Origin of the sequence: Corynebacterium sp., from assembly GCF_030530965.1 — a bacterium.
Classification (GTDB): Bacteria; Actinomycetota; Actinomycetes; order Mycobacteriales; family Mycobacteriaceae; genus Corynebacterium.
Genome location: NZ_JAUMTY010000022.1, coordinates 1 through 19,260, shown reverse-complemented (window position 1 = coordinate 19,260; position 19,260 = coordinate 1). Strand labels below are relative to the sequence as shown.

Annotated in this window: 15 protein-coding genes and 1 pseudogene; 10 read left to right on the top strand and 6 right to left on the bottom strand. The window is 55.6% G+C overall.

Features of this window, described 5'->3' with window-relative positions:
* Positions 1–224: 224 nt before the first annotated feature.
* The gene (locus Q3981_RS05720; protein WP_303124458.1) at positions 225–671 is read left to right on the top strand and encodes a hypothetical protein; all 447 of its coding nucleotides are present in this window, start codon (positions 225–227) and stop codon (positions 669–671) included.
* 353 nt (positions 672–1,024) lie between these two features.
* Here the strand turns inward: Q3981_RS05720 and Q3981_RS05715 are convergent, their stop codons facing one another.
* The 6 genes from Q3981_RS05715 to dnaA form a co-directional block, all read right to left on the bottom strand.
* Entirely contained in the window at positions 1,025–2,449 is a 1,425-nt protein-coding gene (locus Q3981_RS05715; protein WP_303124457.1) for an amino acid permease, read from the bottom strand.
* Positions 2,450–2,842: 393 nt separating this feature from the next.
* Entirely contained in the window at positions 2,843–4,891 is a 2,049-nt protein-coding gene (gyrB, locus tag Q3981_RS05710; protein WP_046203507.1) for a DNA topoisomerase (ATP-hydrolyzing) subunit B, read from the bottom strand.
* Between the two features lie 176 nt (positions 4,892–5,067).
* The gene (locus Q3981_RS05705) at positions 5,068–5,793 is read right to left on the bottom strand and encodes a DciA family protein (protein WP_303124456.1); all 726 of its coding nucleotides are present in this window, start codon (positions 5,791–5,793) and stop codon (positions 5,068–5,070) included.
* A complete protein-coding gene (recF, locus tag Q3981_RS05700; protein ID WP_303124455.1) occupies positions 5,786–7,075 on the bottom strand; it encodes a DNA replication/repair protein RecF in 1,290 nt (429 codons plus the stop codon). The genes Q3981_RS05705 and recF overlap by 8 nt, the downstream gene beginning before the upstream one ends.
* A gap of 49 nt (positions 7,076–7,124) precedes the next feature.
* Positions 7,125–8,309: a DNA polymerase III subunit beta gene (gene dnaN, locus Q3981_RS05695; protein WP_303124454.1), complete on the bottom strand. Its 1,185-nt coding sequence runs from the start codon at positions 8,307–8,309 to the stop codon at positions 7,125–7,127.
* 658 nt (positions 8,310–8,967) lie between these two features.
* The gene (gene dnaA / locus Q3981_RS05690; RefSeq protein ID WP_303124453.1) at positions 8,968–10,701 is read right to left on the bottom strand and encodes a chromosomal replication initiator protein DnaA; all 1,734 of its coding nucleotides are present in this window, start codon (positions 10,699–10,701) and stop codon (positions 8,968–8,970) included.
* 1,062 nt (positions 10,702–11,763) lie between these two features.
* Here dnaA and rpmH point away from each other — a divergent pair.
* From rpmH to Q3981_RS05645, 9 genes and pseudogenes are all read left to right on the top strand, one after another.
* Positions 11,764–11,907, top strand: coding sequence for a 50S ribosomal protein L34 (gene rpmH, locus Q3981_RS05685; protein ID WP_012732704.1), 144 nt, complete (start codon positions 11,764–11,766; stop codon positions 11,905–11,907).
* 249 nt (positions 11,908–12,156) lie between these two features.
* Positions 12,157–12,546, top strand: coding sequence for a ribonuclease P protein component (gene rnpA / locus Q3981_RS05680; RefSeq protein ID WP_303124452.1), 390 nt, complete (start codon positions 12,157–12,159; stop codon positions 12,544–12,546).
* A 283-nt stretch (positions 12,547–12,829) separates the two neighbouring features.
* A complete protein-coding gene (gene yidD / locus Q3981_RS05675; RefSeq protein WP_303124471.1) occupies positions 12,830–13,183 on the top strand; it encodes a membrane protein insertion efficiency factor YidD in 354 nt (117 codons plus the stop codon).
* A gap of 88 nt (positions 13,184–13,271) precedes the next feature.
* Positions 13,272–14,246: a membrane protein insertase YidC gene (yidC, locus tag Q3981_RS05670; RefSeq protein ID WP_046203502.1), complete on the top strand. Its 975-nt coding sequence runs from the start codon at positions 13,272–13,274 to the stop codon at positions 14,244–14,246.
* 258 nt (positions 14,247–14,504) lie between these two features.
* Positions 14,505–15,002, top strand: a complete 498-nt coding sequence (locus tag Q3981_RS05665; RefSeq protein WP_303124451.1) for a R3H domain-containing nucleic acid-binding protein — start codon at positions 14,505–14,507, stop codon at positions 15,000–15,002.
* A gap of 82 nt (positions 15,003–15,084) precedes the next feature.
* Positions 15,085–15,846, top strand: coding sequence for a 16S rRNA (guanine(527)-N(7))-methyltransferase RsmG (gene rsmG, locus Q3981_RS05660; protein ID WP_303124450.1), 762 nt, complete (start codon positions 15,085–15,087; stop codon positions 15,844–15,846).
* Positions 15,847–15,981: 135 nt separating this feature from the next.
* On the top strand, positions 15,982–16,926 hold the full coding sequence (locus tag Q3981_RS05655; protein ID WP_303124449.1) for a ParA family protein: 945 nt from the start codon (positions 15,982–15,984) through the stop codon (positions 16,924–16,926).
* A gap of 312 nt (positions 16,927–17,238) precedes the next feature.
* Positions 17,239–18,672: a ParB/RepB/Spo0J family partition protein gene (locus Q3981_RS05650; protein ID WP_303124448.1), complete on the top strand. Its 1,434-nt coding sequence runs from the start codon at positions 17,239–17,241 to the stop codon at positions 18,670–18,672.
* A 4-nt stretch (positions 18,673–18,676) separates the two neighbouring features.
* Positions 18,677–19,260 (top strand): annotated as a pseudogene (locus tag Q3981_RS05645) (hypothetical protein); the annotation flags it as partial.

Below are 19,260 nucleotides of genomic sequence, written 5' to 3'. Positions count from 1 at the left end.
CGTCGGCCATCACCGCAACCGCGTGGTAGCTCGTCGGCGATTGATCCATGAAATTCATGTAGGCGTCGATGTACTGGTCTGAGTGGGATGAAGACATATGACGATCATAAGCCCGAGGGTGACCACGCGCGCTAGACGCGTAGGTTCATCTGTGCAGCCGAGGTTGACCTCCCCGTTTAACGCGATGCCACAACTTGACGGTTTTTTGGCTAATCTTAGAGCCTATGTCTGAACTTTCCGATATTTTGACGAAGGATGGCACTCGGGAGCCCGTGGTCTCTGACCTGGCGGAATCCACCGAGAACTCCATCAACAATCTTTCCGGGCTGTCCGGTAAAGCGATTAAGACGGCATTCAGCGGCGCCGTCAAAGCCCGGCCCAATCTGGTCAAAGACATGACCGATCGTCTTTTGCCTCACCTTGCTGATCGCCTGAACCCTTACTGGCAGGCCTACCAAAATGGTAAGCGGGAAGGTGGCTTTGGTAAGTACCTGGAGACGCGGTCGGATGAAGTCACGAAGGATTTAGCCGACCTAAGCGACGAGCGCATGGAGAGCATTAATAACTCAGGTGCTCAGAAAATCTACAAAACGTTCCGTGGGAAACTCGAAGGGATTGTTGAGAAGGGACTCCCCGACCTCGGTGACATTATCGAGAAGCACGCTTCTTAAGAGTATTTTTCCGCTTCGGTTCACAACCGACGTTGCTAAAGCTGGCGTTGATAAAATGGGCACTGTGTGGGGGCTAGGGTCTCTATAGACGTCACAGTGTTTATGAGCGTCGGAAAATTTAAAACCCAGCCGGTTCCGTTCTGGATCGGCTGGGTTCTTTTTATGTAGTTATTCCTGTGGAGCGAGATGGAGTCCGCAGACTCTCCAGACCCGGCGATGTTTCACGTGAAACATTTGCTTCTGCTCGGCTCGGTGGGAGGACGTGACAACCATGAGTGCCGACGCTGGCTGCGTCGGCCGGCCTCGACGTCGGGGGCGATGTGAAATCAGAGAGAATCCGGCGCCCCAACGTGTTAAGCGTGAGACTTCTCCGCACCACGTGTGGCGAGATAATCCTCATACGTTTGCCGACCTCGAACTACCCACACAACGCTCATTAAGGCCGTCCACGCGACACCTACGACCAGAGCTAGCCGTGTATCGTCCGAGAACATCATCATGATAATCGTGATAACGACCATCGCGAGGGCAAAGTATTGACCCCATGGCCACAGCGGAACCGGATAGATCAGATCTTTGTTGGATGGTGCTTGGTCCCCCGTCCGGCTGGCGAGGTGGGCCAATAAAATCATGAGCCACACAAAGACCGTCGCGAAGGTCGCTAGTGCAGCGATCACGAGGAACACGCGCTCCGGAATCAAGAAGTTGATGACCACACCTATGACTAGAACTCCGAGCATGACCGTCGTCGTAAAGATGGGAACGCCCTTGGCTGATGTACGAGCAAAGGAACGCGGAGCCAATCCTTCGGCTGCCATTCCGTGAACAACACGGCCTGCGCCGAAGAGATCTGAGTTAATGGCAGACAATGCTGCGGTGATAACCACGACGTTGAGCAGCGCCGCGGCCCAATTCACACCAAGATCATTGAAAATCTGTACGAACGGTGACGACTCGCCATTGATCGAGGACCACGGGTTAATGGTGACAATCACCGCGATGGCCAACACGTAAAACAGCAAAATACGTATCGGGACCGAGTGAATGGCCTTCGGAATTGTTTTTGCGGGATCTTCTGCGTCGCCGGCTGTTACCCCGATGATCTCTGAACCACCGAATGCGAACATGACGACCACGAGGGCCATAGCCATTCCCCACGGCCCATGAGGGAAAAACCCGCCATGCGACCACAAGTTGTGAACGCCGGAATCAGCATGGTTGCCTAAACCGAAGATTAGGATGATTGCGCCACCGGCGATCATGGCTACCACGGCGGATACCTTGATGATGGTGAGGCCGAATTCTAACTCCCCGAAGAGCCGTGAACTTGTGATATTTACGGCACCGACAATGAGTAAGGTCACCGCCACCCATACCCATTGGGGCGAGTCGGGGAACCAGAATCTCATATACGTTCCGATAGCGGTCAGGTCCGCAAGGCACACGATCACCATTTCGAACGCGTACATCCACCCTGTGATGTACCCCGACCACGGACCGAGAAAGATGCGGCAATATTCGGCGAAAGATCCTGACACAGGCATTCGCACTGCCATTTCACCTAGGGCGCGCAACATGAAATACACCACCGCGCCGCCCAGGAGATAAACCAAAAGCACGGCAGGCCCCGCTGACTGAATGGCATCAGCCGAGCCATAAAACAGACCTGTACCAATCGCAGATCCTAGGGCGATGAAGTGAACGTGCCGAGCACTCAGTCCCCTTTTTAATCCTTTATCACCGGATGATGACGTTTCTGTTTTTGCGTTACTGCCCATACATAAAAATCCTTTACCGTTACGCAGTAGACTTGCTTGAATTTCATCCAGCGAATGGACGATGTTTCACGTGAAACATTATTCCGTTTCCACGCAAGAACTACGTGGTGGCAACCAGTAGTTTCTCGCTCCCATAAGTTAACCACCTCGACGACGTTGAACTGACTAGAGGTCTCATATTGAGATCTTGAACAGAGGCCACTTCCCCACACCCTCTCCCCGTCAATGTTTCACGTGAAACATTCGACACCACCCCCACCCGACCGAAACCCACGAAACCACCCCGTAAATTATTTCGTCACACTGACTTAAATAGACCAAAGCGGCTGATCATTACAATCAGCCGCTTAAAAGTCGATATTTTCATTTCCGGAGCCGAGTCCGACCCACGGACTAAATATCCAAGAAACGAACATCCTTCGCGTTACGCGTAATGAAACTGCGGCGGGCGATGACGTCGTCACCCATGAGGACCGAGAAAATCTCGTCGGCCTTAGCCGCATCCTCCAACTGCACCTGACGAAGAATCCGGATTGAGGGATCCATCGTCGTTTCCCACAGCTCCTTGGGGTTCATCTCGCCCAAGCCCTTGTACCGCTGGATGCCGTCGTCTTTGTTGATCTTCCGGCCTTGCTCCAGGCCTTCCGCCAACAGTTCATCACGTTCCGCGTCGGAATAGGCGAAGCCGGGAGCACCTTTGCCCCACTTCAGCTTGTACAGCGGTGGCTGCGCCAGATAAACGTGGCCCTCTTCCACCAGCGGACGCATAAACCGGAAAAGCAGGGTCAGCAGGAGGGTCGCGATGTGCGAACCGTCAACATCAGCATCGGCCATCAGGATGATCTTGTGATAGCGCAGTTTCTTGATGTCGAACTCGTCGTGAATTCCGGTGCCCAATGCGGTGATGATCGCCTGAACCTCATTGTTCTTCAGCACGCGATCCAGCCGCGCCTTCTCGACGTTCAGAATCTTCCCTCGAAGAGGAAGAATGGCTTGGTACATCGAATCACGGCCCGATTTAGCCGAACCACCAGCGGAATCACCCTCCACAATGTAAAGCTCAGAGAGCGTCGGGTCTTTGGATCGGCAATCGGCTAACTTACCTGGCAAGCCGCCCAAATCCGTTGCGGACTTACGACGGACCAAGTCACGAGCCTTGCGAGCCGCCACTCGCGCCTGCGAAGACGACACCGCTTTGTTGACAATAATCTTCGCTTCGGCCGGGTTTGATTCAAACCAGTGGCTGACGTTCTCAAAGACCTGCTTCTGGACGAAGCTCTTGACCTCGGTGTTTCCCAGTTTCGTCTTCGTCTGGCCCTCGAACTGCGGGTCGGCCACCCGAACAGAGATGACGGCAGCGAGTCCTTCGCGGCAATCGTCGCCACTCAAGTTAGGTTCTTTGTCCTTGAGTAGCTTGTGCTCGCGCGCGTACCTATTCATTAACGACGTCAACGCGGCGCGGAAACCTTCCTCGTGGGTTCCGCCTTCAATGGTGTTAATGGTGTTGGCAAAGGTGTGGACGCTCTGGGCGTAGCCAGAGTTCCACTGCAGCGCGACCTCGACCTCGTGCTCATCACCCTTGGCGTCGAACGTGATGATCGTCGGGTGTATCGCGGTCTTGGTCTTGTTGATGGAGGCAACGTAGTCCTTTAACCCGTCGGGGTAATGGAACGTCTCCGTCCGCTCTTTGGGCTTCTTGGCTTTCTGCTCGGCATCGGCAGCTGCTTCCTCAGCGGATTTCGCCGCAGCAGCTTCCTCGACAGTGTCGTCGGCATCCTCGGGTGTCTCGGTTGCCTGGCTTCGCTTGTCGGTCAGCGTGATGTAGAGGCCCTTATTAAGGAACGCCATCTCCTGCAGACGCCGAGCAATCGTCTCGAACTTAAACTCGGTTGTCTCGAAAACATCCGGGTCCGGCCAGAATCGGATGGTCGTCCCTGTTCCGCGGGCTTTTTTGCCTTGGACTAGTTCGTCGGGAATCGCGTCGGTGAAGTTCTGGTACCAGCGGTAACCATCACGTTTGATTTCCGCTTCAACCCGGGTGGACAGGGCATTGACGACGGAAATACCGACGCCGTGCAGACCACCGGACACAGCGTACGAGTCGTTGTCGAACTTACCGCCGGCGTGGAGTTGCGTCATGACCACTTGGACGGTGGGTGCTCCCGAGGGGTGCATCGAAACGGGGATGCCACGTCCGTCGTCGACAACTTCGATGCCCCCATCTTTCATAATGGTGACATCGACATGCGTGGCGTACCCGGCCATGGCTTCATCGACGGAGTTATCGACAACCTCCCACACGAGGTGGTGTAGGCCTCTTTCTCCGGTCGAGCCGATGTACATTCCGGGTCGCTTGCGGACGGCTTCGAGCCCCTCGAGAATGGTGATCGATGAGGCGTCGTAGTCGTGCCTTGTGTTATTTTCGGCAGCATTTTCGGCCACGATGTAGCAGCGCTCCTTTACTTTTCACAGTTGCCCACCATCATACCCGGTATCCCCCCTCAGTTGAACGCCTACCGGGCGTGTAGGGCCCGTCTGACGCGATTTTCGGGCTCGTATGTCGCGGGGACTATTCCGGAAATCGCTTACCAGTGGAATTTCCCCGCGCGGGTGTCCCACTATCCATAGGTATCGCGTGGTCCCCGACCCTTGACATGTAGCGGTCCATGCCGCCACGACGGTGGCCGCGGACCAAAGATTTTCACCGCAGTTATCACGTCGGGTCCCACGTGTTGTGCAATTCTGCTCAGCAATTCTGTCTGTAAATATCGCAGTTCAGAGGCCTTGGCGGTGGAATCACACTCAAGAAACAGTGTCGTGTCTTTGATCATCCTTATTCTGGAGTGCGCCCCTAAGTAGTCACCCGCAACCGTCGACCAGTTCGCAGTAATCCATCCGTGGGAAATTTTTTCCGTCCACCCGCGCCGCACGACTTCCCGATTGACAATGCTGCCCAGGGACTCATACCGACGAGTATTTTTCCGACGGTGACCATCCGGCCCCGTGGGGTACACCCGCGATGTACGCGAAAACTCACGAAAAACCGACGTTGCGCTGGTAGTTTTGGCTCGTGATAAGTCCTGAGAATTCGTCGGATTCTTGCCCTTATCGACTTTCTTGCCGACGCTTCCTTCGCCGGATTTATCGGTGGTCTTGTTGTTTACACCGTCTTTGTGGGCAGCACCGTTTGTACGAGAAACGCCGTTTTTGCGGGTCACGCTGTCTTGGTCAGCCTTATGTCCTGTCGGTGTAGTGGACTGAAGGACTTTCCGCATGTTGGGAGGCATGGGCACACGACCGTGCGAGTAGACGCGGGCGAGCGCTTCGGCGACGGGGTCATTCATGAGCGTCGCCTCCTTCGTCGTCAGTGTCCGTCGCGGTACCCTCCGTAGCTCCACCGTCAGCAGAATCATGAGTGATCCGGGACGATCGGATGTCTGAATCGTCAACCGTCGACGCTTCCACTGTCAGAACACGAATATCGCTATTCACCAGGTCTTGCGGTAGGTCGTCCCCGACGGCCGCGGTAACCAACGTTTGTTCAGCATCCTTAGCAACAGTGGCCAACGCGCGACGGCGGGCGGCATCTAACTCCGCGAAGACATCGTCGAGAATAAGAATGGGGTCCGTGCCCTGCTCACGCTGCCATTCAAAGGAAGCCAAGCGCAGTGCCAGCGCAAATGACCAGGATTCGCCGTGACTGGCATAACCTCGCGCCGGCTGAGTTCCTAACAACAATTCGACATCGTCGCGGTGAGGACCACACGTACTTGTCCCCCGCTGAATATCGGTATCCCGCCGGCGAGCCAGCTCCGATAACAACACCGCCTCAATGACAGGCGTCGATCCTGCAACATCATTGGCGACGGTCTCTGGCGTAATCCCTGCCTCCACGAGGGCCTTGTCGACGGTGGACCGGTAGGTGATCTGGGCAGGTCGAGATTCCGGTGCCAACCGCTGGTACGCGTTTTTTACGTACGGCGAGAGTACGTGTGCCAAGACAATCCGCTGCGCCATGACTTGTGCGCCGGCCGCTGCCAGGTGCGAATCCCATGTATCCAGTGTGTCGAGGGCGGAATCGGAATCAGTACCCCCTCCATATCCCTGTCGGAGGGTTCTCGATGCCCGTTTAAGCAGCGTATTGCGCTGGCGAAGGATCTTATCGTAGTCGGAGCGAGTGCCTGCCCAGCGAGGAAACCGCCCGATGAGGAGATCGTCAAGAAAACGCCGCCGGTGTTCCGGTTCCCCACGTATTAATGCCAAATCTTCCGGCGAAAAAAGGACCGTTTTGACAATTCCAAGCAGCTGACGTGGGCTTTTACACGGAGCACGGTTAATTTGTGCTTTATTCGAACCGCGCGCCTTGATCAGCATATGGGCGGTGAGTTCCCGGCCACTATTGATGGCCGTTGCTGACACCGTCGTGTACTCGTGCCCCTCGCGGACCAGCGGCGCATCCGTCGAAACACGATGCGAACCCAGGTGAGCAACATAGTCAAGCGCTTCCACCACGTTGGTTTTTCCATGACCATTCGGCCCTGAAAACACAGTAATTCCCGGGCCGAGGTGAAGATCCAGCTCTGGCCACGACCGGAAATTACGTAATTGCAGCGCACGAATATACACAGGTGGGATGCCTCGTGGGATGGGAACAGCGTCGAACAGAAATATGCCTTTAGCCTGGTAGCCGGACTGGCATCAGGAGGTAGGTGAAGTATGTCGATGGCGTTGGGAATTGGCCATCACTATCCTGCTCAGGCATGGTTTCCGGCTCGGGGATCAAGATCGCCGGGCGGGAAGGCTGAGTAAACCCAAACACCACATTCTTGGTATCAATCGAGGCCAAGCCCTCTTTCAGATAATTCGCGTTGAACGCGATAAGAAGTGGCTCGCCGGCAAATTGAGCAGGCAGGGTCTCCTCCGCGGTTCCTGCTTCAGAGCCGCCAGCAGACAAAACGAGCTGATCTTCCGAAAACTCCAGTTTGACCTGGGCATTTCGTTCAGCCACCAGGCTGACACGTCGGATAGCGTCCAATAATGGCGCGATTTCCACGATCGCCATGGATGAGTGGCTCTTCGGCAATAGTGGCCGGAACTTCGGGAAGTCGGCGTCGATCAGTCGTGTTGTTGTTTGCCGATTCTCCGACACAATGCCCAAAAGCCCATCTTTGCCGACGTCCTGGGCAGCACCCATCGCTAGTTGGATGGGATCGTTCAGGCGAGTATCGAGGGTACGGGCAGAATCGGCCAAGGTACGTGCCGGAATAAGGATCTCCGCGTCGACGTCGGGTGACGACGGTTCCCACGTAAATTCACGAACGGCTAAACGGAATCGGTCAGTCGCGGCGAGCACAACGTTATCCCCTTTGACCTCCATTTTTATGCCCGTGAGCATAGGCATGGAGTCATCTTTGCCCGCTGCCGACGCAACCTGACCAATGGCAGCAGTGAAAACATGGGGATCAATATGCCCGGTCTCCTCCGGTAATGACGGGAGTTCCGGATAATCCTCGATGGTCATGGCAGGTAATTCGAAGTTGGACTGCCCGCATGTCACATGAACTTTGGTGCCGTCGACGGAGATAGCGACATCTTTGTGTGGAAGTGACCCAATAATGTCATTTGCTAATTTACCGGCGACGAGGACCTGCCCGGGTTCAAGAACCTCGGCTGAAATTCGCACGCGAGTGGAGACTTCGTAGTCGAATCCGGCAAGGAGCAGACCCTCGTCATCGGCGGTCATCATGACGCCGCGAAGAATCGGCTGAGTTGGTTTGCTCGCTAAACTACGCGCTACCCAGCTGAGGGCTGCGGATAAGTCATCTTTCGCTACCCGAAAAGAAACACCATTGGGTTCCATTGTTACTCCGTGTTCATTGAGTCAGTCGTGGTTGTGATCGTTGTCGTCATCGTGGAGTGATGCACGTTTGGATGTTACCTACTCCTGGTGACAAACCCGAGTCACTTTTTGTTATTTCAGCCCGCAATTGATTCTTCATGTCACTAGCGCATCTGCTGTTAAGTACTCTCAGCTTAGGGCTGCAGATGTGCTTTGGTCTGGGTTATCCCCACACAAGGCCGGGCCCTATTTCTTTAACTCATTTCCCTGAAAGAAAAAGTGGTAGTAGCAGTAGGGGTTGTGGAAACAGTGGATAACCGGGATTGTCGCTTGTCATTGTCGATATTGGGTTGTGGATAAACTGGGGATAATGCTGTGGATAAATTGGGGTGGTCTGTGGAGAACCGGGGTGGGGATCATTTTATTCACAGTGGCGGGTTAGTTATCCCCTGTTATATCCACCGTTTTGGGGTAGTTATCCACAGGCGCCCGTGCCAAAAATTCGTGGCCACCGACTCTATTTTAGCAACAGTGCTACAAAGTAAGTTGTGACCGAAATCATGAAATAACAAAGTTGTAATTACACAGGTGTGGATAACATTGTGGATAAGACGAAATTTCTGTAAACACGCAGGTCAGCGTGCCAAGTTATCCACAACAGGCCTAAAACACCAGGAAGCTACCGAGCTTGATCTTTAATACGCGCGGTGATTTCTTGGATGGCCTCATTCGTCGAGCGCTTCTCGCTCATTTCTTTCCGAATCTTGCGCTCGGCATACATCGCAGTGGTGTGGTCACGGCCGCCGAATTTGTTGCCCACCTTGGGCAGCGAGAGGTCCGTCAACTCCCTGCACAGGTACATCGCGACCTGCCGCGCGTGGGCAATGGGCCGCGCTTTACCAGGACCGGTCAGGTCAGCCGTCGTCAAGTTAAAGTATTCCGCGGTCACGGACATGATCGTCGGCGCCGTAATCTCCACCACCTCAGGGGCGACCAGGTCTTGAAGCTGATCGCGGGCCATCTCGAGCGTGACGGGTGTGTGCTGGATCGATGAAACAATGAGCACCTTATTCAGCGCGCCCTCGAGCTCACGCACCGATTCGGCCTTCTGTTCCGCGATAAATGACAACACTTCGCTGGGGACTTGCGCGTTTTCCCGCTCCGCTTTGAGCCGCAGGATGGCAATGCGCGTTTCCAGGTCAGGCTTCTGAATGTCCTGCGTGAACCCCCACTGGAAGCGGGTCCGGAGCCGAGGTTCCAGCTCCGTCAGCTCCTTGGGTGACCGATCCGAGCACAGCACGATCTGCTTTTGTGCCCCATGGAGGGCATTGAAGTTGTGGAAGAACTCGATCTGAGTCTCGGGTTTCCCAGCCAGGAACTGAATATCGTCCACCAGCAGGATGTCGAAGCTCCGGTACTTCCGTTTGAAGTCCTCACCTCGGTTGTTGCGAATCGAGTTGATCCACTCATTCGTGTATTCCTCAATCGACACATACCGGACACGCAGATTGGGCCGCAGCTCAAGGGCTCGATGCCCAATGGCGTGAAGAATGTGGGTCTTCCCCAGCCCCGAGCCACCCCAAATAAAGAGCGGATTATAGGCCTGAGCAGGGTTTTCCGCGACAGCGATGGCCGCAGCCCGCACTACCCGGTTCCCCTCACCCGCGACGAGATTATCGAAGGTGTAGTTCTCGTTTAACCATGATCGCTCGGAGTCAGGCTTTTGTTCTTGCCGACGCTGGGGCCGCGCATTGCTGATGTACCCCTCGTTCCACGGCTGCGGGGCTGTTTCCGCAGGTGTGTCATAAGAATTGCCGACGTGGGCGTCTCCGCTGTTGGAGTAAGCGGGTTCGGTGGGGGTGGCGTCGGGATAGGTGGATGGACGCTCCCCCTGTGGGGAGCTATCGGGGTACTGAAGAACGTAGGGATCGTCCTCATATGAGGTGGGCCGAGGCATCTCACGCGAGGGTTGCGCGTTCTCTTGTGCGACGTTTTCGCTGGGTGCGCCGGTTTTGGGGCCCGTGTTGAGTTGTGAAAAATCGCGGTACGACTCTGCAGGGCGAGTTTCCGTGGGGCGAGCTTGCGTTGTGCGTGGTTGCGTGGGAGGAGTTTCCGCACGTGGCGGCTCTGTGTGGGGAGGTTCTGCAGAAGAATCGTCGGTTTCCGTAGCAGCAGAATTAATCGAGATAGCCAGTTTTATTGGCTCACCAATAGCTGTGGTGAGTTCGGCGGAGATGATATCGCCGAGTTTGCGCTCGAAGACGCTTTTGGCCGTTCGGTTAGGAGTGGAGATAACGGCGACACCGCCGATAAGACCGACGGGGGCAGCTTGCTTTAACCAGGCCTTATCTTGAGGAGTAATCCGCGTCCCAGGCGCTTGACCTGGGATATCCTCGCGTGGATTCATTGCCATCAGCTGTGTGACAACGTTATTCCACGTGTTGAAAAAGTCCTCGCTCGCCTGTCCAAATTGGTGAGGGCTGCCCCCAAGGTCCATCGGTCATCCTTTGTGTTGCTGTTGTCGTATTGCTGCTGTGTTGTGCACGGGTACCCGTAGCGAACGTGGAAAACACCGGCGTTCGTGGTCATGTGTGTTTGAGCTTTACACCGTAATGCGGGGTATCGCTCATGAAAAATGACATTGTGGCGGTCTCTAGTGTGGGTTGATGGTCAGATTTTGTTACTAAATTGGGCAGAGCATAATTCCACATTTGTAATTTACGTTCTCCCCAGAGATTCGCTTACTTGTGAATAAGCTGTGAATAACATAATACAGACGTCAGAAGCGTTTTCCACAATGTTATCCACAACCTGGGGATAAACCGGGCTTGAGTTTATCCCCAGGGCGTCTTTAACCTGTGGATTAATCGTGTTGGGGAAGATTCGGCCGTGACCTGGGGAAATTAACCTCAAGTAAAGGTTGAGGTCACAGATGTGGACAACTTATCCACACCCCCTGTGGAATCTGGAGGGACACGCGACGCGACCTGGACTTTCTATTCTGGCAGGTTTATCCACAGGCTCATCGATGTGTCTTTAACCACTGTGGAGTTTTTGTGGAGTTTATAGATGAATTACAACCGTGCAATTTAGGGGTAAAGTGAACACACCGATCGCTGATTTGTGACTCGTGTGGTAAAACCCGTAGTCTTATAAGGTCATTCGTAATAGATCCGTGATGCCTGCGCTTTTCGGTGGCGTCCGATCTTTCACGAGCATGGCAATACACAGCGATTCTGGCTTTGGCTCCATGCTGTTGCCGTCGAAAAGCTGCTCGCCCCGTGTTCGTCACATGGGAAGTACTAGCGGGTCTGGAAGTACCGCGTAGTAATCGAGATGTCCTAGCGGATTTCTGTATTGCCGTTGAAATAATCTGTTACATGGCAAGCTCTCGGCATGTCGGTACAAGGTTGGTGCAACCTGCTACGGCATCGCCGGGTGTAGCGAGCCCGAGTGTATTGAGGAGTTGAGTACCGTGGCCAAAGGCAAGCGGACTTTTCAGCCGAACAACCGCCGTCGTTCCCGTGTTCACGGCTTCCGTAGCCGCATGAGCACGCGGGCCGGTCGTGCCATTGTGTCGGCACGTCGTCGTAAAGGACGTAAGTCGCTGACGGCGTAAGTGCGTAGAGCTACGCACTTCCCCAGCTGGTTGTAAAGCTGGTGTCGTTTTGCGAACGTGGTGGAGTTTCCTCGGTTCTCGGCAAATGTCGTCTGGGGAAGCTCCACTTTTGTCTATACATGTCTATGTACGTCTATATATGAGGCCATCTGTGTAGGGCGATCCGTACAGATGCCCTTATCCATGTCATAGCGGCGAATCCATTCTTGGCCCATTTCCCAAGTTCACCGAGTAGAGGATGTGAATCACGTGCTCCCGGCATCGCAACGGCTGCGTCACAGGTCGGATTTCCGTGCGGCCATTCGAGGCGCCACATCGGGTAGCAAGCTGGTCGTTGTTCATGTCGTCATACGTTCTAGTGATCCTGCCGCGGCTGATCTCATCAATGGTCCGCGCGTTGGTGTCGTGTGCTCGAAAAGTGTGGGGAATTCAGTTGTTCGGCACACAGTGGCACGGCATCTGCGCCACGTCGTTAAAGAGGTGGTGGAGGACCTTCCGCAGAATGTGGATTTAGTTATTCGCGCTCGCCCTGCCGCTGCTGACGCTTCGCACTCTGCCTTAGCCGAAGTAGTGACATACTGTACTAATAAGGCTTACGGTAAAGCGCGACGTCGGGAAGCTAAGAAGATTGAAAGCTGAGAACGCTGGAAGTCGACAGTGCTGGGAACTGAGGCGGGTCACGCATAACAACATGGCCAATCATGAACAATGCCGCCGACGCTAACCTCACACGGTAGACAGGCACGGGATGCAGATGTTTCACGTGAAACATTCGGAACAGCCACCTCATGGTGGCGACGTTCGTGATGCCTCCACGAGTTCAGCGCACCGACGTGATTTAAGCGTCGGCCACCGTGCTTCTACTCCCCCACTTCGCGGCGAGCCCAGCGGTGATTCCATAAACCAGCATGACGTCGGCCAGATAGACCAGTATGAAGGCAGCCGTGAAGGCCGTCGTCGACAATCGTGGGCTGAAAAAGCGATACTCTTTTACCAATATGGAATAAGCCCGCTGAAACCTGGACCCTCGTGCCGATTTGAGCCCACGTGTAGCAATTACGCTCTGACAGCCATCCGCAGGTACGGTGTTGTACGAGGTGTGCTCATGGGCGCAATTCGATTGTCGAAATGTGGACCATGGCATCCAGGTGGGTGGGATCCTGTTCCCCCGCGACGAACACCTCGTGAACGTGTTCACGATGCGCACGTGCACGATGACAAAGACCATCGTGAGGGCACAACCGATAATGCTGGCGGGCGAAACAACCGCCAGTGACTCGGTATGGCGCAATCATGGCAACGTCCACGGAACAGTCACGGCCCCACAGTCCCAAAACGTAAACGATTAGGAGCGACGCACCCCCGTGCTTAACTTCATCTACTACCCCGTGTCCTGGGTCATGCTGGCCTGGTACAAATTCTTCGGATTATTCCTTAATCCGGATTCCGGCGTGACATGGGCGTTGTCCATTATCTTCCTGGTCTTCACCATCCGCATTTTCTTGTTCAAGCCAATGGCGAACCAGATGCGGTCCGGTCGAAAGATGCAGGAACTGCAGCCGAAAATGCAGGAAATTCGGGCTAAATATAAAAACGACCAGCAGACCCAAGCCATTGAGATGCGCAAACTCCAAAAGGAGATGGGCGTTAATCCCCTGGCTTCGTGCCTGCCGGCTCTAGTTCAGATGCCCATCTTTATTTCGCTGTACCACGTGCTCCGGTCCTTCAACCGAACGGGCACCGGGCACGGCGAACTAGGAATGACCGTCGAACAAACCCGCAACACTCCTAACTACGGGTTCGGCGCCACCGAGGTGCAATCCTTCCTCGACGCGCGACTCTTCGGCGCCCCCCTGTCGGCCTACATTCGGATGCCGGAAAAAGCGTTCGACGCGTTCTCCGCGAGCGGAAGCGTTGATTTCACGCGGACCAACATTCTCGTGGTGGCCATCCCGCTGATGATTATTTCTGCGTTGGCCACGCACTTCAACGCCCGGAATATGGTGCGGAGGAATAAGGCGCGCCAGGCAGCTGATCCGAAGAAGAATGCTCAGAACCCGCAGATGGCCATGCAAGCCAACATGATGAACAACATGATGCTGTGGCTGTTCCCGGCCATGATTCTGATCACCGGTATGTTCTGGCAGATCGGGCTTCTGACCTACATGTTGGCCAACAACGTTTGGACCCTGGGCCAGCAAATTGTTCTCTTCAACAAGATGGATCGCGAAGAAGAAGAGGAAAAGAAGGCGAAGGCTGAAGCTCAGCGGGCCACTGCCCCGAAGGTTGGCCAGAAGCCGAAGAATAATAAGAAAAAGGGCGGCAAGAAGAAGAAATAATAACCGCACCGAGCGTCGCGCGAAGGGACGCTATGTGCCGTGAGGCGTGAAGGAGGGCTTGCCGGCCCTCCTTTTTTCATGCCGTGGGGAGGTTAATGCGGCGCCGTGTTTAACGCGGCGGCTTACTTCACGTAGTGGCGTGCTTCAATTATCGACGCCGTCGTCGGCGTGTCATGTGAGCTCTCGGACACGTGATTATGGGGGTTGAAAACGCCCTTACCCCTACCGCACTCCCCTTTCGACGCGCATAATTGAGGCATGAACGAAGGCCCTGTGAACAATACCGACCGTGCTGCAGAGTCAGCTGCTGATTACATCGAAGAGCTTTTAGACGCCGCCGATCTCGATGGAGATATTGACTATGGAGTCACTCAAGGTCGACCGTTTGTGGAACTTCCGGGTGGCGATTGCGCGCAACTTATTGGCCGGCATGGCGAGGGCATCGATGCTTTGCAGATGCTGACGCGATTGGCAGTTCGCGCTTCAGGGTTTAAGGACGTTCCGGGGGTTGTTCTCGATATCGACGGTTATCGCGATGCGCAGCGCCAGGGCCTTTTCGTCGAGGCAGAAGAAGCGTTAGATCGGGTGCGTGAAACGGGCGAGCCCGTGGTCCTCAGGCCGATGAATCCGTTCGAGCGCGCTGCTGTGCATAGCCGGGTGGCGGAAGAGGAAGGCTTTACCTCCGAGAGCGCCGGGCTACCGCCGATGCGCTCTGTCGTGGTTTCACGTGAAACATCTGACGGCGCTGTACGCTAGCATCGGTGAGCGATTAGATCCGATCCAGCAGCAGAGTACCGAACAGCAAAGCACCCAGTAGCAAGGTAATAACAACAAGGTAATGACTGACCGAGACAATGTTTCACGTGAAACATCCATCGAGCACGGTGGCGACGATCGCGCTCCAGGCGTGAGCGATGCTCCGAATGCTGATAACGCTCAGGGCGTAGACAACGATCCCCGCGCCAGTGAAGCCCCGGCCACTCCCCCGGAGGCGGCGACTGTTTTTGGTGATCGCCTCCCCCTCGCCGTTGCCTACCACGAGTCGTTACGCAGCGACGCGACCGTCCGCGGACTCATCGGGCCTCGCGAAGCACCGCGCCTGTGGGAACGCCACATTCTCAACTGCGCTGTGATTGGCGAACTGATGGACCGCGATTCGCGCGTCGTCGACATCGGAAGCGGTGCTGGTCTTCCGGGCATTCCCCTCGCGATCGCGCGACCAGACTTAGACATTACGCTGATTGAGCCACAGCTACGACGCGTGAATTACCTTAAGGAAATCGTCGGCAAGCTTGAATTGGATAATGTGACAGTGGTTCGCGGTCGTGCCGAAGAGAAGACGATTAAGCGACAGAATCGCGGGGCCGACTACGTGACCAGCCGAGCAGTCGCGCCACTGGGGAAACTCATGGGATGGTCGCTGCCATTAACCAGGCAGCATGGCTTGGTATTGGCTATGAAGGGCGCGAGTGCTCACGAAGAGATCGAGCGTGACCAGAGGGCTATCAGCTCAGCCGGGGGCGGAAAATGTTCAGTCGTCGAGGCAGGGGCAGGTGTCTTGCCCGAGGCAACCATCGTCGTGCGTTGCGAACGTCGCTGATACTCGGCATGAGCCGCCGATTGCTCGACCAGGAACGCTAGTTTGTTCCCGCGAATCCGGCTAGGATAAGCCAGGTTGCGAAAACGGCGGACAGCCACACGGAAGTTGTACAACACGGACACAAAGGACGGGAACATGGGCAGGGTTTCGTCGGACGGGTATGACTATGACGACGACAACAGCATAGAAGAACAAGCCCGACGGGCCGCGCGGTTTCAATCGGGGACGATGAAGCCCCTTCCACGACCTCGCCACACGCGGAAAATCGCGTTGGCGAACCAGAAAGGTGGCGTCGGGAAGACCACGTCGACTGTTAATTTAGCGTGGGCACTGTCGCTGCGCGGTCAAAAAGTGCTGGTGGTGGACCTTGATCCACAGGGAAACGCATCCACCGCTCTCAGTGCCGAGCACCGGGCGGAAGGTACTCCGTCCACCTATGAAGTCATTATTGGTGAAATTGAGCCGAAGGATGCCGTTCAAGCTCACCCGTCGAACCCCAATATGTTCACGATTCCGGCCACCATTGATCTCGCCGGTGCGGAAATGGAACTGGCTAACGGGTACAACCGTGAGTATCGCGTAGCACAAATGCTCGGTGACGAGGGTATCGACGATATGGGGTTCGATTACATCTTCATCGACTGTCCCCCGTCATTGGGCCTTCTGACAATTAACGGGCTGACCGGCGCGAACGAAATTATCATTCCGATTCAGTGTGAGTTTTATGCTCTTGAGGGCGTGACGCAGCTGACCGAAAACGTCCGCCTGATTCGTGAGGCGCTCAACCCGAATCTAGATATCACCGGTGTGTTGCTGACCATGTACGACAGCCGAACGAATCTCTCGCATGATGTGGAGAACGATGTCCGCGAGTCGTTCGGGCCGCTGGTGTTTGATCGCGTCATCCCCCGGAATGTTCGCGTGTCTGAAGCGCCGAGCTACGGGCAGACCGTGATCGAGCACGATGCGGGCTCCCCCGGGTCGGCGGCGTACATGGCCGCTGTTGAGGAGCTCGCCCGTCGAGAGCCGGAGTCCCCATTGCAAAACGCTGATCCCCGTCGTGGCCGTCACACCGCGTAACACTCGGCGCCGGAAACTTAGTGCCCGAAGTTAGCGGGTGTCACGTCGGGAAGAATCGATGAGCGTGGTTCCACAATGTTTCACGTGAAACATTCGGGTTGCACTCGGATCGCGCCGTACACGTTCCGCAGAGTTTCCCTACGACGATGAAAAACTGACTAGGCTACGGGGCACAATGCAATTGGGGTGCCAGACGCCTGTAACCCTCACTATTTAATAATTTCCTCATAATCGACGATCGATCGACGAACCTGCACTCGGTCCTCCCCCGGGCTCCAGCGCAGATTCTCCACAACGATAAGGATGAACGTCATGGCAGAAGCCAAACGCAAGAGTGGCCTCGGTAAAGGACTCGCCTCCTTGATCCCCACGGGACCGGCAAAACCACAGATTGGCAACGACGCAGCCGACGTTATCTTTGGAGCGAACCGAGGTAATAACAGCGCTCCGGAACCGTCCTGGTACTCCCTGACGAAAAGCCCGCGTCGTGGTCAGAATGTGAACCGCTCAGCCGACGACACGAAATCAGATAGCGCTTCGTCGTCTGAGGATGCAGATGCTCAGACAAGTAGTAGCGGGAAGAGCGGTAAGAGTGCCGATAATAAGGGCATGGCCTCGGCGGACACCCACCACGGTCGAACGAAAGCGGGACTGCCGAAAAACCGGTCGAGTTTAGGGCAGCGTGCAGCGGCGGAAAGAAAAGAAGCCGCACGCGATAGGAACCGGACCGCATCGACGACCGCGAAAAAGGGAAAGGCCCAGGGAGCTGCTGATTCTGGAGCAGCTAAAGCAGGCGCAGCAGCTGCACAAGCTGAAGGGCAGAGTGAAAATACGTCGCAGGAACCGCTCATCAGCGACGAGACCGCAACATATCGCGAGCTCCCGATCAACGCGATCATCAGGAACGAGAAAAACCCGCGCCAGGACTTCGACCAAGAAGCACTGCGTGAATTAGCCCATTCGATTCGCGAGTTCGGTCTGCTCCAGCCGATCGTCGTGCGTCAGGCGTCGGAACCCGCGAAATTTGAACTCATCATGGGCGAACGCCGCCTGCGTGCCGCCCAACTAGCAGATCTAGAAGCTATCCCCTCTATCGTTCGCGAAGCCGATGATGACACCATGCTGAGGGACGCACTGCTGGAAAACATCCACCGTGTGCAGCTCAACCCCTTGGAGGAAGGCGCGGCCTACCAGCAGCTCCTCGAGGAATTTGGCGTCACCCAGGCAGAGTTGGCCACACGGCTCGGTCGTTCCCGCCCAGTTATTTCAAACACCATTCGTCTTCTCCAACTTCCGCTACCCGTGCAACGTCGAGTAGCTGCAGGAGTGTTGTCCGCGGGCCATGCTCGCGCTCTCATGGGAGTAACGCAGGGTCCTGATGCTCAAATCAAGCTCGCTGAACGCATTGTGGCGGAAGGCCTGTCGGTGCGTGCGACAGAAGAAGCTGTCACCCTTATCAACCGAGGAGAAAACGAGCCTAAAAAGAAGGAGCCGCGTGCTCCCCGCCCCCAGCCCGAAAAAATGACTCACTGGGCAGACACGTTCGGCGACTACTTAGATACCAACGTGAAAGTGCAGATGGGGGCGAAGAAAGGCAAGATTGTTGTCGAGTTCGCGGGTATGGAGGACTTCGACCGCATTATCGCAATGCTAAAGGCCCAGGAACCCAGGAACGGCGCAGATAGTGGCCTGCACTCCCCTAGTGGACATCACGATGCTTCTCGTACGGAGGAAGAACGCCACTAGACCCATGCGAATAGTTGTACATCCGCTCACCCTTGACACCCTGGGGGACCTGGCCGGGACAGCTGCGACCAACACTTTTTGGACAACCCAGCCTGGCGCGCAAAGTCACGATGACACCGTGTCGCAGACCTCAGGACCAGCTGGTCAACCGAGAAACGTGGATTCTGGGAACCCTCGGCTGGATAAAGAATTGTGGATGCACAACACCCTCACCACGTGGGGGCCCTGCGCCTTCACCGCGTACGTGACGTCCGGGGCAAACGCGGATTTAGCAGTCCCTGCTGCCACCGTGGTCTTCGCACCGCCGGCCAGCCTTCCCGGACGCCTAGCTTTTCCAACAGGGCCAGTCAGTGATGACGCAGTGCTCATTTCTACAGTGCATGTTCCGCCGCCCTACCAGGGACTTTTTCTAGAACACCGACTTATCGACGCTGCCGTCGATGAATTATCCCGCCGCGGAGTACGAGCTGTGGAATGCTTTGCGGTTCGCCCAACCGCGTCACCAGCCGATAAGGCGACCAGTCCCCTTATTCCCCGACATGCTCCGATCCTGTGTTCCGATGTGCTGGAAGAGCGGGGTTTTGAGGT

Coding starts and splice junctions, on each gene's coding strand:
- Q3981_RS05715 (WP_303124457.1), bottom strand. CDS start 2,449: ATGGGCAGTAACGCAAAAACAGAAACGTCATCATCCGGTGATAAAGGA.
- rsmG (WP_303124450.1), top strand. CDS start 15,085: ATGACTGACCGAGACAATGTTTCACGTGAAACATCCATCGAGCACGGT.
- Q3981_RS05650 (WP_303124448.1), top strand. CDS start 17,239: ATGGCAGAAGCCAAACGCAAGAGTGGCCTCGGTAAAGGACTCGCCTCC.
- Q3981_RS05655 (WP_303124449.1), top strand. CDS start 15,982: ATGGGCAGGGTTTCGTCGGACGGGTATGACTATGACGACGACAACAGC.
- Q3981_RS05720 (WP_303124458.1), top strand. CDS start 225: ATGTCTGAACTTTCCGATATTTTGACGAAGGATGGCACTCGGGAGCCC.
- dnaN (WP_303124454.1), bottom strand. CDS start 8,309: ATGGAACCCAATGGTGTTTCTTTTCGGGTAGCGAAAGATGACTTATCC.
- Q3981_RS05665 (WP_303124451.1), top strand. CDS start 14,505: ATGAACGAAGGCCCTGTGAACAATACCGACCGTGCTGCAGAGTCAGCT.
- Q3981_RS05705 (WP_303124456.1), bottom strand. CDS start 5,793: ATGAATGACCCCGTCGCCGAAGCGCTCGCCCGCGTCTACTCGCACGGT.
- dnaA (WP_303124453.1), bottom strand. CDS start 10,701: ATGGCAATGAATCCACGCGAGGATATCCCAGGTCAAGCGCCTGGGACG.